The sequence below is a fragment of the Paenibacillus sp. NPDC058177 genome, from assembly GCF_042883835.1.
GTDB classification, from domain to species: domain Bacteria; phylum Bacillota; class Bacilli; order Paenibacillales; family Paenibacillaceae; genus Paenibacillus_AQ; species Paenibacillus_AQ agri.
This window is the reverse complement of record NZ_JBHVVB010000009.1, coordinates 64,893-78,868: the sequence shown is the minus strand read 5'-3', so window position 1 is coordinate 78,868 and position 13,976 is coordinate 64,893. Positions and strand designations below refer to the sequence as shown.

Sequence of the window (13,976 nt, the reverse complement as noted above, 5' to 3'; positions counted from 1 at the left end):
TTTCACCCACTATGTAGTGTAAAAATTTTTCTTTCTATTTTTTTTAGAGATATAATTCCTATCCCGAACCAAATGATACTAGATAAACTTAAATTAAAAAGATCATTTGTTAAATTATTCGAATCGAAGTTTGATAATCTTAAAACGTGCGTTAGTGGAAAAATATAACTTATACACTCCAAAAAATCAGGAAGATATTGAATTGGATTCATTACCCCACACAAAAGAAACATTATAATAAATAATGTATTTTGAATCAGATAGGTTTCTCTTAAGTAAAGCATTATTGCACATAAACAGATTCCCATGCAAAAAAAGGAGCATAAAGAAGCAAACAGAATCACTATCCAGTTTACAAGTTTGATTTGTGATAAGTCTCCCCCAAGCATATATCCTAAACTTAGGATAATTAGTACCTCTATTGAAGATCTGAGAACTTGTTCTGTGAAAATACCTATTAAATATGCCACTCTTGAAGAAGGAGTTAACAAGAAAGTTTCCAATGTTCCTTGTCTCAATTCGTTAATGAATGAACGACCAACTCCAAGAAGCGTAGAAACACATAGAGTGTAAAATATTCCATTTTTCATAACATATGAGATATAGTCACTTGTACCTGTATAGACTTGAAACTCTTGATCAAGGGCTCCCTGAAAAAAGTATTCATTATAAAAATAAGCATTGAAAATAATAAAGACACCAGAAACTATATTGGCAACAAAAAAAGTTAGTGGAAAAACTCTTCTACTAACCGTCCAGTTTCTTTTAAAGCTAGCATGTATAACTGTAAACATAATGTCCCCTTCTTCTTACTAGCTTTAGTTACCAAATTCTTTTGAAACTCGATAACGTATTAAGCTTGAATAGCTACCGAGACTATTATAAACTAGATGACCTAACATCACCGGAATTATAGAGTGGCTATAGTAGTAGGAAGCATACCAAATTAGACTTAAACCAAAGATAATTAAGTATGATCGAATATTATAGCGCGCTCTAGTTTCTGGTTGAATATAGTGGGCAATACAAAATAATACACCAGAAAGAGTTGCTTCTAACCAGTAAGACCCCAGATTGGGAAATAATGCTCGATAAAAGAATTCTTCCAAAATTGCACTAGAAAAATAGGTATACTGCATAATTATAAAATAACGCAAAGACATTGGAGGCAATATATAGTAAATATCTTTTTGTAAAAACGGTTTGAATTTATCGAACTGAATTGTTAAACAAATAATAGCTGCACCTATTGAAAGCAGGTAATAAAAAGGACTCACAGAAAAAGAAAACGTTTTCTTCGTAACTTCATAATAGAAAATAGGCAGGATAAATGGTAAATCAGCCCCAAATACCCTAATCAAATCACGTGTGACACTGCCTCTACAGTTACCAAGTATTCTACGATTAAGCGGAATTAAGATAAACGAACACAAATACATCAATACTTCAAACATGAACTTATCACACCACCAAGTAACATCTCTGGGATAAGGGCATTACAATATATAAAATTGTAATTATATCTAATTACTTCGCGTGGGTTGCAACTGGTACGCTTACTTTTTTCAGCTTAGGCTTTTTGTACATACTATCACCCCCCGCCCCCGATGAAAATTTAGAGTTTTATTACTTCGCGTGAGTTGCAACTGGCACACTTACTTTTTTCAGCCTAGGCTTTTTGTACATACTATCACCTCCATCAATGCCCTTATCCCACAAACATCATTCAACTAACTGATTTTCCCTCAAATCAAAAATAAAATCTTCAATATCCCTTTGAACTACTGAAATATTTGCTTGATAATGAGCAGCAATTTGCTCCGCAATTTGCTCAATTGATGATGCCCCATCAATTGCTTCCCAAATACGAATTCCTACTTCATCCAATTGATAGGCTTCATTTTTATAGCCTAGATAACCCACTTTATTTACTGCACGAAAGTTCACAAAAATATTTTTCTTAGGAATACTCATTGAACGCCCTCCTTCTGCATGGTTAATATCAATTGTTGCGTATTTATATTGATTTTTTGTGTAAAATCTAATGTTTCTCGGATTTGTTGATCTATTTGATCGGGTTGGTAATTTCTATTTTGTAAGTAGATATATCTTTGCTCAATAATATTATTTTTTGTTGACTCACTAAATCTAGCCAACTTTCTATATAACCATTTAATATTAGGATTTGTTTCTCCATTGATCGCTAAAAAGGCAACCACTGCATTATCAATTAAGTGCCTGGACAAAAAAAACATAGTACCATAATCATAACTTCTATAAGCGCCCTCTAGGTCCTCTAACCAACTATCGTATTGCTCTGTCTTCTTAATTGCTTGATAATACTTAAATTTACGCTGGTCTAACTTTTGAAAAATACTTTCAAAGTCCTCTTTGTTATAAACAGGAATTGCGTACTTCATCCTATGCAACATATCAAATATTCCATCATTTATTTTTCCCATGTGTCTTTCAGAATGAAAATCAATAGCATTAAATTGACCAATTCCTTCCATTACTTTTTCAAGTTCCCAGAACTCTACATCGAATCTTTGATTCTCTATAATAAAATTATGGGCTAGATTGGTATCATTAATTGAAAAAACATCATTAGAATTAAGCCCTGCCTCAATATCATCTATAAATTGACGATTTGTTAACACATAGACATCAATATCGGATTTCTCATTACCAAATCCTTCACATAGAGAACCAGCCATGTATATCACAGTTGATTGACTATTGATATTAAAATTTAAGTAATCCAATAAGTTTTCAGAGTACCTTTTAACTTTATCGTTATTCATCTTGTCCCTCCCTCTAGATTTATTGTCGATATAGTTCATTTTTGACAAATTCATAACCTTCTGAAATAGCTCGCCTAACACTCAAGTCATTAGTGTCTATTTCCAAGTCGGGGGAAATGGGATATTCGTATACCGAGTCAATACCTGTGAAATCTTTTATTTCTCCTTCTCTAGCTCTTTTATACAGTCCCTTCGGATCTCGTTGCTCACATATTTGAAGCGGGCATTTAACATAAACCTCAAAAAATCCACCTCCAATTCTATACCTTGCCCGATCTCTATCTCTCTGAAGTGGTGATATCAAAGTAACAAGTACAATAAACCCTTCTTGTCTGAATAATTCAGCAACCTCTGCTGCTCTTCTCACGCTTTCACTTCTATCTTTCATAGTAAAAGCAAGATCTTTATTTAACCCACTACGCAACGTATCTCCATCTATTACAACGGTCCTGAAATTATTGTTCAAAAGTTTTTCTTTTATTCCTAAAGCAATCGTTGTTTTACCAGCTCCTGATAAACCTGTAAACCAAAACACCTTACCACTGAACGAAGATTCGAATAATGTATCTTTTGTTATATTATCTGTATGCTCGTTTGATTTCTTCATTAGAGGATACCTATCTTCTCTTGCATCCACTTATACTCAGAATCTAATTTTATTTGAGTTAGAAGATTTGACTTAAGCTCATTAAAAGTTTCTTCAATAGATTGATCAGTTGAAATTGATATGCATTTATAGTCCACGACTTGTTTAGCTTGATTAAAACTTTCTTGATATTTTTCTAATTTTTTAACGTTTCCAAAACTTAATATATGATCCCCTTTTTCTCTATTCAATATCCGTTGATTTGCTTCGGAAATCGATGTTTCTAGATGAAATGAAAGATAGGGTTGGGGAATGTTATTGAATATCTTGGAAATTTTAGAGATATCCTTCGAATCCCATAATATTGCTGTAGCTATCCAGCGAAGTGTATAAGTATCAGTAATAATAATCTGCTTGTTATGATTTACCGGATTAATCGAAGTAAAGACTAAGTTAATCATTTCTAATGCATGCGCTACCTCAACTTCATCTGGCGTATAATAAGTAGACCAATGTTTATGTCCGTTTTCTTGAGATATTGTTGCAAGAATTCTTTTGTATGTACTTCTTAGTGTTCTTTGATAAGATGGAATACCACTTTCATTAAAAAATCTAAACAACTTATCCATTTGTGTAGACTTACCTGATCCATCTATTCCTGAGAGCTCAATTAACAATTCCTCACCCCTATACTAATTCATTTGAATAATAGTTCACTTTTTCAAATGCGCGTAGATACGCAGAAATTATTTCTTCAGCCGGTTCAAAAAACTCTCGTGTTTCCCAACCAATCAGGTTTGCAGCTAAATATTCGTTGTTTTTAAAGTCTTTTATCACAGGAGATTTATAATCATCAAATTGATAAGAAGTAAGTAAACTTTGATCATGAAAAATTTTTGATTTGTGTAAAAAATCATTAGGTTGTTTTAGCGGGATACCTTCTGCCACTAATGCAGAAAGAAGCCTTTTAATGTTAATATCTTTCTGCTCAAAGAAACAATAAAAGTTATACCAAGTTCCAGCAGTAAAATGTTCACTTCTTTTTAACGGTTTGAAATAAGGAAAGCAATCTTTCAGACCATTCTCTAAAAGAGCAATATTGATATTTTTTATTTTAACTGTATTAGGTAATCGTTTTAGATGGTCTAATGCTAAAGCAGCAGCAAAAGGAGTGCCTCGAAAATTTGCGCCTAAGCCAGAATCAAGATAACTTTTTAAGATATCATTTTTCATCTGCTTAAAAGCTCTATGTTTGGGTTGACTGAACAATAAAGCTTTTTCATAAAGATCTCTATTTCTAGTTATTACCATCCCGCCTGATCCGCCAGATATCATCTTCTTTGTTCCCATACTAAAAACTGCAGCGTCTCCAAATGTACCTACCGGTCTATTTCGCCACTCCGCTCCGTGTGCATGAGAACAGTCCTCAATTATGGCGAGACTATATTTATGCGCTAAGCTCCTCACTTTATCCATATCTACTGGATGTCCCCATAAATGTGTAACTACTATAGCTTGCGTCTTGGAAGTAATCTTAGATTCTGCATCTTTTAAACAAATTGATCCAACTACACGGTCAGAGTCACATAAAATGGGTCGTAGGTTTAGAAGCAATAACGGAGTTACGGTTGCCCTAAATGTATTAGAAGGTACTAATACTTCTGCACCATAGTCTAACCCCAAGGAAAAATATGCAGTTAAAAGAGCTGACGTCCCACTATTGCAAAAGACTCCGAAAGCTCCCTCACAATATTGTCTCGTAAAAGAGGTTTCGAATTCATCAACCAAATTATCTATCTTAGTGGTTTCAACATCACCAGTACGAATTTTTTGTAGGATAATCTTTTCAACACTACTTGAATAAAAAGGCCAAACTTTACTAGGTTCTTTTTGAACTGCTGGTGTTCCTCCGAAAAGAGCCAGTTTTGACATAGTACCCCCTTTAAAATGTATATTGAGAATATTTAAGTTCTTCTTCATACATACTGGTTATCAATGAAGCTTCATAAGAAGATAAGTATTGAGAATAATGTATCTTATTTTTTCGGAATTGAGATTTAGCCTGTGGCAAATCCAATGATTTAGGTAGTCCCAAGATTTTAACAATTTCAAGCCATTCTTCAAAGAAGTTTTCGTATTTCCCGATATGATCAACAACTATTCTCCCCTCAATGGTATAAAGCTTACAATTAATCGCATCAGCCGCTTCACCCGAGGTAATAAAATCAATTATAGGAGGTCTATGTTTTGTTTTATTCCTATGAAAGTATAATGAAATAACTTTATCCCAAGGATTTCGTTCAAAACAAAACTTATAATAGTTATCCCATATCCTCGGATCAGCAACTTCTTTAATTTCTTGAGATGACATATGGTTATAATACAAATCTTGATAGTTTTGCGGACCCCTAAACCCTTTGTTGGCTCGAATCAACTCATCTCGCGCACTAATGGGGGTAATTACATCATTAGCCTCCAAAAATTCTGATAGCGCAATTTCAGAACTCGTGCTGCCTACTTTCCGACATCGAATGTAAATGAATTTGTACTTATGTGATATCAGCATGCATCATACCTCTTTGTAATAGAATCTTTTTAAGTCCTCCCAAAAGTAAGGGTATGTTTTATTAACACATTCTGCATCTAGGATATTCAGATTCCCTAGTTTGGTTGCTAATATTGCGAAGCTCATTGCCATTCGGTGGTCATCATAAGTCTCTATGTCTGTTACTTTTGTTGTTACTGGAAGGGGGTATTCATCTACAACTACATAATCATCTCCTTCTTCTATCGATACTCCAATTTTCCTTAATTCTCGAACTGGGCAAGAGATCCTATCGCATTCTTTTATTCTTAATGTTGACAATCCTGTTATTCTCGTGCGGCCTGGAATAAGAGGAGCTATAACAATGAGTGTGAGAGCTACATCTGGCATCATTTCCATATCAATCTCATTCAATGGATTTAATCTGCCGTCAATTGAACCTTGAATAATTGTTTCATTCTCCGCATATGTTACTCTAGCGCCCAATAATTCACAGACCTTAAAAAAATTGAAATCACCTTGTTTAGTTGATGTCCCAAGGTTTTTAATTATTACTTTCCCACCGTGCAATGTAGCTAACGAGCTAAAATATGAAGCAGCAGAAGCATCTCCTTCCACTGTTAGCTGAATTCCTTGGTAGGTTTGGTTACTCACAGAAAACTTTTCATAATTATTATTCTCAACAACCAAACCAAATTTATTCATTTCATTAATAGTAATATCTATATAAGGCTTACTAACTAACTCTCCTTCAACTTCTATAATCAAACCTTGAGGCAATGCTGAAGCAATTTGCATCATTGCAGAGAAATACTGGCTGGATTTATCTCCTCGGAGTGTTATGTTTTTAGGATAAACAGATGAACCTTTAATACTTACTGGAAGATAACCATCTCGAGATGCCGAAATGGAGACTCCAATGCTTTGAAGTGCATCAGTTAGATATTTATTAGGCCTTGCTCTAAGCGATTCATGTCCATCTAATGTCGTAGTAGCTTGTCGAAGTATGGAATAAGCAATGAGGAATCTAGTAGAAGTTCCACTCATACCAATGTCCAACTCTACATCATCATCAATAAATTCTCCATTATTACCATAAACATTCCAAATTTGAGTATCAACTTCTTCAATTCTGATTCCTAATCTTTGAAGAGAATCTTTCATTCGATAGGTATCATCGCAAATACCCGGCATCTTAATTTCACTTCTCCCGTCTGCGAGCGAGGCTAATATAAGATTTCGAAGGGTAATAGATTTGCTTCCAGGAAGATTCATCTCAACTTCAAATTTATTGGTAATAGGATAAACTAGCTGGTCTATAACACGATTCATTATCTTACCTCCGAGTTTAAAGTTCTGGTATAAATTCCCTTTGCTGTTGCTCAACTGATCTAAAGGCTCTTTGATATTGTAGTGGATTAAAAATAGAATGAGGTTTCAATTTATTCGCAATATAAAGAGGAAATTGCGGATTGACAAGCATTTTTCGCCCAAACAAAATCAGATCTGCACTATTGCTTTCAATAATATCTGCAGCTTGATGCGCGTCCGATATTAACCCAACAGCTGCAGTTAGTATGCCTGTTTCTTTCTTAATTTGTGCTGCAAAAGGAACTTGATAGCCAGGATAAACAGTTTTAGTAATAGGTCTCTCGATTCCCCCTGAAGAACAGTCTATTATATCAACACCTTTTGATTTTAATACAGTAGATAATTTAATGGTGTCATTAATACTCCATCCACCATCTATCCAATCTACACAGGATAATCGAACCATCAATGGCATTTCTTCTGGCCATTCGTTCCTTATTGTTTCCACGACTTCAACTAATAAACGAATTCTATTTTCGAAAGATCCTCCATACATATCCGATCTTCTATTTGATAAATTGGAATAAAAACTATGAAACAGTCTACCATGTCCAGCATGAATCTCAATCAACTTAAACCCTGCTTCTAGAGCACGTCTAGCAGCCATTTTAAAGTCTGCTTTTATCTCTTGTATTTCGTCTACATTAAGCTCTTTAGGGATAGGGTAACCTGCTGAGAAGGCTAAAGCAGTTGGTGCAAATGTTTCCCACCCATTATCCTCAGGCTTTATCCATATATCTCCATCCCAAGGTCTGGTTCTACTCGCTTTTCTTCCACCATGGCTTAACTGAATTCCTGCTACTGCGTTCTGATTATGTATAAAATCGGTTAATCTTTTGAGTGGAAGAATAAATTTGTCATCCCATAATCCTAAATCATGGGGTGTTACTTTCCCACTTTCAGAAACTGCAGTTGCTTCTACCAATACTAATCCTGTCCCCTGTGATCTAGAAGCATAGTGAACATAATGCCAATCAGTCAATGTACCGTCTTCCGAGCAATACATTGTCATAGGCGCAAGACCCATCCGGTTACATAAATTAACGCCTCGTAACGATAAACTTTCAAGAATTTTATGCATTACATTCTCACTCCTTACTACTTTATTTACTCTTTTCTTAGAGATATCAACTCTTCTTTTAAATACACAACTATAGCATTAAGAATATCCTCATCCGGATCAAGAAGTGCAGGAGCTATATTGACCTCAATTACCCGGTAAGTCCCTTCTTCATCTTCTAGTAAATCTATTCCAGCGAATGGTGCATTAAAAACTTTGCTGCACTTTTCAGAAAGCTTGCCTAGTTCTTCATTGATATGACATTTTGTAATCAATGCCCCATTGTTTTTCTTGGTCAAAAAACCAGAATGATCAACAGAACGATATTGAGCTGAAATTGCCTTGTGATTAATTACTGTAACTCTTATATCACGCCCAGGTTTCTCAATATATTTCTGTATATAAACTGGTAAGTTTTTTGAAAAATAACTATTACAAATTTGTTCAAGCTCTTTTAAATCATCTACTCTTTGGACATCATGACTTTTAGACCCAATAACCGGCTTAACAACAACCGGTAAATTCAGAACCTCAATTGTTTTTTGTAGAAATTGCATGTCACTAACAAGTTCAGTAGGAATATGAGGGATACAATGCTTAGTAAGCATTATCGAATTTAACAACTTATTTTGCCCTACATTGAAGGTTTCAAATGTATTAATAACTTTAATACCTTCTAATTCCATAGTTTTAAGTAGCCAGAGTCCCCATTCTCTTATCGATTTAGCTTCTCGAGTTTTTTCTAGAGACAACCACCCAATTACGATTGATGGAAAAAAAATTATTCCATTTATGTAATAGGAAACGCCCTCTGTATTGATCTCAACATTTATCTCTTTAGGAGTTGCAATTGTTACTTGCATATTATTTCTGGAGAGGCTTTTTTCAAGAGCTTTTACATGATGTGTATAACTTCTACATATCACCAGAATATCTGACATAATCAATCTCCTGAGAAAGTTTTATAAAAGCAAAGACAAATTTTTAACCCAAAATTTTAAATTTAATCCTAATTAATTTAATTAAAAGAAATTCTTTACTTAGATTAAATATAATTCTCATTAATGTCAATATATTGTTTTTTGATAAGAGCGAATCGTAAGAAATCACGTCGATCTAAACCTTTTGGCCAGCTGATATAGTCCGAACCTACCAAACATGAAAAAAGACACCATTTAAGGGTGTCTTCACTGAAAACTCTTATGAAACCGTGAAGTCGAACCTCTGTCTAAAGGTAACGGTAGAAAAGCGTCTGCTGTCCTAGACTGTCACTCCTGCCGGTTTTAGATATCACCATTAACCTTTAGTTCGATTCATTATTTTTTCTTTTCCAAAAGATTAAAAATATAATTCCAACGAGGAAAAGCATACTGCCAACAATTCTATTACGCCAAACTCTTTCTTTATTGTGTATCTAGCCAGAAATAGGCCTCCAAATAATACGACTCCTGCAATACTGACGTGTAACAGACTATCAATCTTTCTCAGATCCGATAACCTTCCTTTCTTAGATGCGATGTTGACTTTTAAATTTGAAAATCTCGTCAACAGCTTGGCGAGATCCACCTGCTTTTAGAAAGGGTTCTCTAATAGCAGCAACAGCTTCCTTGAAGGTTGGGCCGCTTAACACATGATCTACCGCTTCACGTAGTTGTTTGGCAGATAAGCTTTCCATTTGCAATTTAACTCCTGCCCCGATGTTGGCCACTCGCCCGGCAATGATTGGCTGATCGGCACTCTGTGGGATTACAATTAGCGGCACTCCGTAGTAGAGACCTTCATTGGTACTGTTCATTCCACCATGTGTGATAAATAATTTGGTGTATTTCAGTACGTCCGTTTGTGGAACATAATTTTTCACGATAAAGTTGCTAGGTATCTGCCCTAAATCAGAAATTTGAACCCTACTCCCAATAGACATGACTATCGTATGCTCCGTGCCCCCCAATGCCTCAAAACAAAGCTTATAGAAATCAATGGCTTGGTTGAAGACAGTACCCAGGGAAATGTAAATTGGACTTTTCTCCATGATTGCCATAAGGTCGAAGTTTTCTTGCGTTGATCGTGAAGAGATCGATGGGCCTACAAACTTATAAGTTTGGTCGATTGCTTCTTCATAAGGTTGGAACTCCCTCGTTGTGTACACGATAGTAAGCGGTGCTGGATTGCAAAATACTTCGTAAGGAGAAGTGATCTCCACATTATATTTTTCCTTCAATATATCCGTCAGCTCATTAAATTTATCGTATATAGGTTGAACTATTTCTGCAGGTACCCCTGTAAAAGACTGCTCCAACGTTCTATCGAATACCTCTTTTGTCTGCGCAAAGGTAGTACAAGAGCTGATGGCAGGAAGCTTAAGAATTTGCGCAAGCAAACGTCCACAACCAAACATGGAGTCATGGATGATGTAATCAAAATGCTCTCCTGCGGTTTGTTCAATAACGGTTGGAATCACTACATCGGCCGTAAGTAAAAGACCGTTGATTCTTTCGAGGACATAATCTTTTCCACCTGAGATAAAGGCTCTAATGAATTTTTGATCGTCAAAGGTTCGTACGGAAGCACCCGTCTGCTCAATCCGTTCCCTATAAGCTTCTATAGAAAAGTAAACTACCTCTTCTCCACGCGCAATGAGCTCTTGCACTACTCCAAGTGTTGGATTGATATGTCCCTCAGATCCACTGTTAATAAATAAAACGCGCGCCATTTCTACCACTCCTTAGGTTTACTGTTCTCTAAATTGTGTAAGAGTACGGGGCATAATCCATATCATCAATATAACAAATATTGGAATTTATTTTATCATAGTATAATCCCTGAAAAATCTCAAACTTTTAGCGCTTGAGAGGACTTACCCTCCAAAAAACTGACAGCATGCAGAAAAACCACCTTCAAAGGTGGTCTCACTGGTATAAGCTATATAATTCACTTCCACTCGTCTGCCAAAATAGCATAAACACAATCATCATACCAAGCATCATTCATCCGGTAGCTTTTGATAAAGTGCGCTTCTTTTCTAAACCCCAAATTCTCCAGCAGCTTGACCGACTTCAGATTGTCAGGATCCACTGACCCTGTAATTCTATGCTTACCCAGCCCGGTGAACAAATAATCGATTACGGCCCGGACCGCCTCGGAGGCATAGCCTTTGCCTTGGAATTCAGGAGAAAGCGTATATCCTAGTTCAGCCTGAAAACCATCATACAAAAAATGAATGCCGATATCACCGACAAGCTGCCCATCCTTCAGAGAAATAGCAACTTGAAGCCATGAATCGCTGGTATTCGGTACGACAGTCAAATTGTCCGAGATAAACTTCTCAACCTCATTTATATTCTGTGGTTTCCATGATTGATATTTATACACCTCAGGCATCGCACGATATCTAAAAAAAGCCTCTCTATCTTTTATTTCCAGCGTTCTGATTAATAATCGGTCTGTTGTAATTACATCGAATGTACTCATATGATGCCTCCAAGTTATATAAAAGCTGATTATTCAGCAATTTACAATATATAGACATATTGTCTGCAAGAACTTCATGTTTATACTAGCCTAAAATACTGTTGTGTTCAATAAATAGGCATAACATTAGCGTCTCCTAACCCCAACGGTCCTTTCAAATTCAACCCACGGTTGAACAAAACTATATTCACTCATCTTGGAATAAATGGAATTTCCATTGCAAGCTATTATAATAAAAGATAACGACGTCGTAATTCACTTTTCGGGAGATGTAACTATGTTGAGTAACGAAAAAGTCGGCAACAGAATCGCAATGCTCCGTAAAGAAAAAAAATTATCACAAGAACAATTGGCCGAGCAATTAAATGTCAGTGCCCAAGCGGTCTCCAAATGGGAGACGGGAAAATCTATGCCTGAAACAGCCAACCTACCTCTGCTATCTACTGCACTCGGTCACTCGATTGACAGTATTTTGATGCCACAGCAACTGGTTGTTCTCTACGCAGCATACACAGATGGTCATGAAAGTCACGATGTTACTCATTTCATTAACCAGTTCGTTGTCGGCAATCGTTTGACATTGGCCGTAAATGAGCAGACTTTTCCCAATCGTATTAATAGTAACCGGACCAAACTGCTGCTGATCAAATATCAGACCCCTTCCGGGACTTTTGCTACTTATGTTCAGCAAAATAACCAATTAGTACTTGATCTCAAAACTGAGGGTTATCCATTGCAGCCAAAGGAACTGGAGATTGTGTTTGCTGCCTATGGCAATGAACAGACAAATCAAAATGTCTTAAGCAAGATGAAACATTATGAATACTTTAAATGGGAACATTTTACCGCAAATCACGAACTGTTCCCTAGCCTGATCGACAATAACGGAGACGATTACCTTTTGCTTGTTTATGTAAACGGCACAGGTATACATGCAATCAGCTGCCGAGAAGGCGATAAAATTCATTATACACCGGACCGTTCTCGCCTATATAGAGGCGATGCCAGGAATGATTATTATATTGTAGAGAACGTGGAACGTCTTGGTTTTGGTCAAGGAATGGATTGTTCCTGGGCAGGTGCTCTTTATCTTTCATTGAAGACCATGGGACAAGAAACAACCTATGAAACGGTGATGGGTGCTTCAGGAGCATGCTGGAGGATCGCTTTTAACCCCGTTTGGGACTATAGCTCTGCTGATGGACTTGTGGGTTACGACTATGCCAGCCTGGCATTCAAAGCCTACGGACTTCAGGTTAGCTGGGCAGACCGCATCACACCCGAGGAACGTAAACTGGAGAAGCAGATGATTATGACCAGCATCAGAAAACATGAGTTGCCGATAGCCATCAACCTCCGTGTAGCTCACGAATGGGGGGTCATCACCGGCTATATGGATGGCGGGAACACTTTGCTATGCCGCAGCTATTTTGACGAAGAGACCTTTGAAGAGCTTAAAAACGACCCGGAATTCCAGATGCGCATGAAAATGAGCAAGGGTTACCTGAATGTGGATCACTGGCCCTTCATCCTCATTCGTTTTAACGGCCAGTCAATTAAGCCATCCGCACTGGATACTCTGTACGCTTCTCTCCAGGCCAAACTGGACTCCATGAAGGCCCCGGAAAATAGAGGATATAAGTTGGGATACCAAGCCCTGCAGGAATGGCAGGCAGGCTTGCAGGACGAACAATGGTATCAACATGCGAACGATCAGGATTTTGCCAGAAGGCTCAGCGTCAACCACTTTTGTCTGATGGCTCTGACTGATGCGAGAAGAAGTGCGGCAGTATATTTGAATCATTCACTTTTAACTATGAGAACAGATTCTCCTTTGACCAAATATTTAGATCAAATGACGAATGTCTACAATGAGATGTATGCTCAGTTGCAAAATTTCCAGAACAGTCTGACCGATCCAAAAACTCTGGCAGCTTTCAGCTCCCCCAAACAAGCCTGGACGAGGGAGCAACGACAGCTGCAAGCCGATTTATTTCAGTCCATAATGGATCTGGAGTACTGTGGAGATGAGTTAGCTGAGAGAATATTGGAGGGTAGGGAGAATTAATAAGAAGGTTAAGAAGGAGCTTTTGTCCAAGCTCCTTTTTTCTAATATGGTGCTGGAACTTTACTAGATGGCTC

14 protein-coding genes are annotated in these 13,976 nt (G+C 36.8%); 1 reads left to right on the top strand and 13 read right to left on the bottom strand.

Annotated features, from left to right (window positions below; genetic code table 11):
* Window positions 1-2: 2 nt before the first annotated feature.
* The 13 genes from ACFVU8_RS26470 to ACFVU8_RS26410 all read right to left on the bottom strand — a co-directional run bounded on the left by ACFVU8_RS26470 (window position 3) and on the right by ACFVU8_RS26410 (window position 11,834).
* Window positions 3-794, bottom strand: coding sequence for an ABC transporter permease (locus ACFVU8_RS26470; RefSeq protein WP_387431287.1), 792 nt, complete (start codon window positions 792-794; stop codon window positions 3-5).
* 24 nt (window positions 795-818) lie between these two features.
* Window positions 819-1,454 (bottom strand): CPBP family intramembrane glutamic endopeptidase, encoded by a 636-nt coding sequence (locus ACFVU8_RS26465; RefSeq protein ID WP_387431285.1) that lies wholly within the window; start codon window positions 1,452-1,454, stop codon window positions 819-821.
* A gap of 268 nt (window positions 1,455-1,722) precedes the next feature.
* Window positions 1,723-1,974 carry a PqqD family protein gene (locus ACFVU8_RS26460; RefSeq protein ID WP_387431283.1) on the bottom strand — a complete coding sequence of 84 codons (252 nt, stop codon included), beginning with the start codon at window positions 1,972-1,974 and terminating at the stop codon, window positions 1,723-1,725.
* On the bottom strand, window positions 1,971-2,804 hold the full coding sequence (locus ACFVU8_RS26455; protein WP_387431281.1) for a hypothetical protein: 834 nt from the start codon (window positions 2,802-2,804) through the stop codon (window positions 1,971-1,973). Before ACFVU8_RS26455 ends, ACFVU8_RS26460 begins: the two co-directional genes overlap by 4 nt.
* Before the next feature lie 19 nt (window positions 2,805-2,823).
* Complete coding sequence (gene cysC, locus ACFVU8_RS26450) at window positions 2,824-3,411, bottom strand: adenylyl-sulfate kinase (protein WP_387431279.1); 588 nt, start codon at window positions 3,409-3,411, stop codon at window positions 2,824-2,826.
* Window positions 3,411-4,067, bottom strand: a complete 657-nt coding sequence (locus ACFVU8_RS26445; protein ID WP_387431277.1) for a nucleoside/nucleotide kinase family protein — start codon at window positions 4,065-4,067, stop codon at window positions 3,411-3,413. Before ACFVU8_RS26445 ends, cysC begins: the two co-directional genes overlap by 1 nt.
* A 10-nt stretch (window positions 4,068-4,077) precedes the next feature.
* The gene (locus ACFVU8_RS26440) at window positions 4,078-5,322 is read right to left on the bottom strand and encodes a DegT/DnrJ/EryC1/StrS family aminotransferase (RefSeq protein ID WP_387431275.1); all 1,245 of its coding nucleotides are present in this window, start codon (window positions 5,320-5,322) and stop codon (window positions 4,078-4,080) included.
* Window positions 5,323-5,332: 10 nt separating this feature from the next.
* On the bottom strand, window positions 5,333-5,956 hold the full coding sequence (locus ACFVU8_RS26435; protein WP_387431272.1) for a sulfotransferase family 2 domain-containing protein: 624 nt from the start codon (window positions 5,954-5,956) through the stop codon (window positions 5,333-5,335).
* Between the two features lie 3 nt (window positions 5,957-5,959).
* A complete protein-coding gene (gene aroA, locus ACFVU8_RS26430; protein ID WP_387431270.1) occupies window positions 5,960-7,267 on the bottom strand; it encodes a 3-phosphoshikimate 1-carboxyvinyltransferase in 1,308 nt (435 codons plus the stop codon).
* 16 nt (window positions 7,268-7,283) lie between these two features.
* Window positions 7,284-8,387, bottom strand: a complete 1,104-nt coding sequence (locus ACFVU8_RS26425) for an NADH:flavin oxidoreductase/NADH oxidase (protein ID WP_387431269.1) — start codon at window positions 8,385-8,387, stop codon at window positions 7,284-7,286.
* Between the two features lie 26 nt (window positions 8,388-8,413).
* On the bottom strand, window positions 8,414-9,307 hold the full coding sequence (locus ACFVU8_RS26420) for an ATP-grasp domain-containing protein (RefSeq protein WP_387431267.1): 894 nt from the start codon (window positions 9,305-9,307) through the stop codon (window positions 8,414-8,416).
* 566 nt (window positions 9,308-9,873) lie between these two features.
* On the bottom strand, window positions 9,874-11,076 hold the full coding sequence (locus ACFVU8_RS26415) for a macrolide family glycosyltransferase (protein ID WP_387431265.1): 1,203 nt from the start codon (window positions 11,074-11,076) through the stop codon (window positions 9,874-9,876).
* A 218-nt stretch (window positions 11,077-11,294) separates the two neighbouring features.
* Window positions 11,295-11,834 carry a GNAT family N-acetyltransferase gene (locus ACFVU8_RS26410; protein ID WP_387431263.1) on the bottom strand — a complete coding sequence of 180 codons (540 nt, stop codon included), beginning with the start codon at window positions 11,832-11,834 and terminating at the stop codon, window positions 11,295-11,297.
* A gap of 205 nt (window positions 11,835-12,039) precedes the next feature.
* On the opposite strand from ACFVU8_RS26410, the gene ACFVU8_RS26405 reads away from it, so the two are divergent.
* On the top strand, window positions 12,040-13,902 hold the full coding sequence (locus ACFVU8_RS26405) for a helix-turn-helix domain-containing protein (RefSeq protein WP_387431261.1): 1,863 nt from the start codon (window positions 12,040-12,042) through the stop codon (window positions 13,900-13,902).
* Window positions 13,903-13,976: the final 74 nt, after the last annotated feature.

Excerpts from the sequence above, each read along its gene's own strand:
- ACFVU8_RS26470 (WP_387431287.1), bottom strand. The coding sequence starts at position 794 with ATGTTTACAGTTATACATGCTAGCTTTAAAAGAAACTGGACGGTTAGT.
- ACFVU8_RS26465 (WP_387431285.1), bottom strand. The coding sequence starts at position 1,454 with ATGTTTGAAGTATTGATGTATTTGTGTTCGTTTATCTTAATTCCGCTT.
- ACFVU8_RS26460 (WP_387431283.1), bottom strand. The coding sequence starts at position 1,974 with ATGAGTATTCCTAAGAAAAATATTTTTGTGAACTTTCGTGCAGTAAAT.
- ACFVU8_RS26455 (WP_387431281.1), bottom strand. The coding sequence starts at position 2,804 with ATGAATAACGATAAAGTTAAAAGGTACTCTGAAAACTTATTGGATTAC.
- cysC (WP_387431279.1), bottom strand. The coding sequence starts at position 3,411 with ATGAAGAAATCAAACGAGCATACAGATAATATAACAAAAGATACATTA.
- ACFVU8_RS26440 (WP_387431275.1), bottom strand. The coding sequence starts at position 5,322 with ATGTCAAAACTGGCTCTTTTCGGAGGAACACCAGCAGTTCAAAAAGAA.
- ACFVU8_RS26435 (WP_387431272.1), bottom strand. The coding sequence starts at position 5,956 with ATGCTGATATCACATAAGTACAAATTCATTTACATTCGATGTCGGAAA.
- aroA (WP_387431270.1), bottom strand. The coding sequence starts at position 7,267 with ATGAATCGTGTTATAGACCAGCTAGTTTATCCTATTACCAATAAATTT.
- ACFVU8_RS26425 (WP_387431269.1), bottom strand. The coding sequence starts at position 8,387 with ATGCATAAAATTCTTGAAAGTTTATCGTTACGAGGCGTTAATTTATGT.
- ACFVU8_RS26420 (WP_387431267.1), bottom strand. The coding sequence starts at position 9,307 with ATGTCAGATATTCTGGTGATATGTAGAAGTTATACACATCATGTAAAA.
- ACFVU8_RS26415 (WP_387431265.1), bottom strand. The coding sequence starts at position 11,076 with ATGGCGCGCGTTTTATTTATTAACAGTGGATCTGAGGGACATATCAAT.
- ACFVU8_RS26410 (WP_387431263.1), bottom strand. The coding sequence starts at position 11,834 with ATGAGTACATTCGATGTAATTACAACAGACCGATTATTAATCAGAACG.
- ACFVU8_RS26405 (WP_387431261.1), top strand. The coding sequence starts at position 12,040 with ATGGAATTTCCATTGCAAGCTATTATAATAAAAGATAACGACGTCGTA.